Source organism: Nocardia sp. NPDC004260, assembly GCF_053603155.1.
Genome location: NZ_JBSGEZ010000213.1, coordinates 1 through 2,769, shown reverse-complemented (window position 1 = coordinate 2,769; position 2,769 = coordinate 1). Strand labels below are relative to the sequence as shown.

At 69.2% G+C, this 2,769-nt stretch carries 1 protein-coding gene and 1 pseudogene; both read left to right on the top strand.

Annotated features, from left to right (window positions below; translation table 11 throughout):
* Nucleotides 1–95 precede the first annotated feature (95 nt).
* Nucleotides 96–449: pseudogene (locus ACWEO7_RS38960) on the top strand (PucR family transcriptional regulator); the annotation flags it as partial.
* 250 nt (nucleotides 450–699) lie between these two features.
* Complete coding sequence (locus ACWEO7_RS38955; protein ID WP_452430798.1) at nucleotides 700–2,682, top strand: serine/threonine-protein kinase; 1,983 nt, start codon at nucleotides 700–702, stop codon at nucleotides 2,680–2,682.
* The last annotated feature ends 87 nt before the right edge of the window (nucleotides 2,683–2,769 follow it).

Here is a 2,769-nt window from a genome sequence, read left to right as displayed (position 1 = left end):
CACGCAACTGAAGCGACACAACCGACTCCGCCTCACCCACCGACCGGTTCGCAAATTTGACGACCAGGTCAAACCCTTATGTGAGCGGCATTGCCGCTAACCGGGTGACCACCCTCGCCGAGGCGCGCACCGCGGTGCTGCTCGGCGAGGTGCTCGATCTGGTGGCAGCGCGGGCGGAATTGCGCGATCCGCGGCTCGGCGCACTGTTCGACTACGACCGCAGGCATTCCGCGAACCTGCGCGACAGCGTCGAGACCTATCTGCGCGAACACGGCGACGTGCGCGACGCCGCCGCGGCACTGTGCGTGCATCCGAACACGCTGCGCTACCGGCTGCGCCGGGTCGAGGACATCCTCGGCATGAACCTCGACGACCCCGCCGACCGTCTGCTGCTGGAGATCCAGCTCGCCCTGCACCGCCGCCCGCGTAAGCCCGAGGCACCCGGTTGACGGCAGCTGCCGGTGGCGACACCGCAACGGGTTCCCGTCGTCGCGATGATCACCACGACCGCGGCGGCAAGCGGCACCGGTTCGCGGCGTTGCGAGGCCCCATCGCGCTGGGACCTGCGCTGATGGCTTCCGGCCGCTGACCGGCCCGCTGTGCGATACGTCTGCCGAACGGGTTCGCCGGGCTCTACAGTTGAGCGCGGGAAGCCGGGGCATGGCCCCGGAAGTCCGGGTCCCCGTCACGGAGGACGAGATGACGACGCGACGTCAGACGCTCGAGGTGGGGTCGCGATTCGGGCCGTATCGTCTGGATCGCCTGATCGGTCGTGGCGGCATGGGGGAAGTGTTCGAGGCCTATGACACCGTCAAGGATCGCGTCATCGCGCTGAAGGTGTTGCCGGAGCGGTTGCACGACGACCCGGTGTTCCGGGAACGATTCCGGCGCGAATCACACGTCGCGGCGCGGCTGCAGGAACCGCACATCATCCCGATCCACGACTACGGCGAGATCGACGGCCGGCTCTACATCGACATGCGCTTGGTCGGCGGCGACAGCTTGCGCGCGCTGCTGAAGGAACAAGGGCCGCTGGAGCCGGAGCGGGCTGTCGCGATCATCCGGCAGGTCGCCGCCGCGCTGGACGCCGCGCACGCCGACGGCCTGGTGCATCGCGACATCAAACCGGACAACATCCTGCTCACCCCGGACGGCTTCGCCTACCTCGTGGACTTCGGGATCGCGCAGTCGGCGACCGGGGAAAGTCTCACCGGCACCGGCTCGGCGATCGGGTCGTTCCACTACATGGCGCCCGAACGGTTCCACTCCCGCACGGTCACCCCCGCCGCCGACATCTATGCCCTGACCTGCGTGCTGTACGAGTGCCTGACCGGTTCGCGGCCGTACCCCCGCGACACCGAAGCGCAGATCATCTCCGCGCACCTGTTCGAGCCGCCGCCGCAACCGCATTCGCACCGTCCCGGCCTGCCCCTCCGGCTGGACGACGTCGTCGCGCGCGGTATTGCCAAAGATCCGCAGGCGCGGTACGGCACCGCGGGTGATCTGGGGGCGGCGGCGCAGGCGGCGGTCGTGGTGGGCCCGGCTACGGGCCCGTCGGAGTCGCTCGAGACGGCGGACGCGCCTGCCGGTGCGGGTAGTCCGGAGGACCGGTCGGAGGCGGCAGGCCCCGGTCCACACCGCCGTCGGTTGTTGCGTGTGCTCGCCCTGCTGGGCGTCGTGCTCCTCGCCGCCACGCTCGGCTTCCTGGGCTGGGAGCTGGTCCGGCCGACCCCCGGCACCGCCGTGCCCGACGCGAGCGCGCCGAACGGCGCGGATGTCGAGCTGCTCTCGCTGGTCGGCCCGTCCGGCTACAAACGCGCGAATTGTGTGCACGAGACTCCCGACGCTCCCACGGTCGCCGTCGTGTTCTGCGCCGCGAATCCGGCGGCGAGCGATCCCGTCGCGCGATTCCTGCGGTTTCGCACCGTCGACCAACTGCGCGGCTACACGTCGTCGTTGCTGAGCGCGCTACAGGGACACAGCTGCCCGGGAGACCCGCCGGGGCAGGATGGGCCGATGCTGCGCGACGGTGTGGAAGTCGGCCGCAAGTCGTGTTTCGAGAGCAAGATGGATGATCCCGCCGCGCCGCGGCCCGCGCTGCTGCTCACGGACGAGCGGGTTTCGGCGGCCGCGGTGTACATCTGGAACCCCGACGAGCAGCCATACCGCGACTATGCCGCCGTGCGCAACCGCCTCGGGTTCCGCACCTCCGACGTCGCCCGCGATCCCGACTATTTCACGCAGGCCGATCATGCGGTGCTGAACCATCTGGCCGGTGATTTCGGTCCGGCCAACTGCCGCCACGCCGACCCGCCGCCCGGTCCGGTGGCCGCGGTGCTGGCCTGCGGGACGAAGGCCGGGTTTCCGGCCGCGGAGTTCTTCGGCCTCTCGAACCCGGAGTCCGCGACGTCACTGTACGAGGCCGACCGCGCGCAGTTCTCCGGCCATGTCTGCGGTCGCGGCGACCAGGGTGACGATGTCTGGCGACAGGACGGCAACGTCCTCGGCCGTTATTTCTGCTATCCGAACACCGACGCGGCGCTCGGCCCGAGCTGTCTGCTGGTGATTCATCAGAAGTACGCGGTCATCGGGAATTTCTGCACGCTGCGCGCCGATCACGCGGAACCGGGGCCGAAGAACGAAGCCGACCTGACGGCGTGGTTCCACCAGTATTTCGGCTAAGGGTTGTCCCGTAAGTTGTTGAGCGGCAGTCGGTATCGTGTTCGCGTGGCGGTGATCTCGGCGGTCGATCCGGTGATGGTGGAGTTG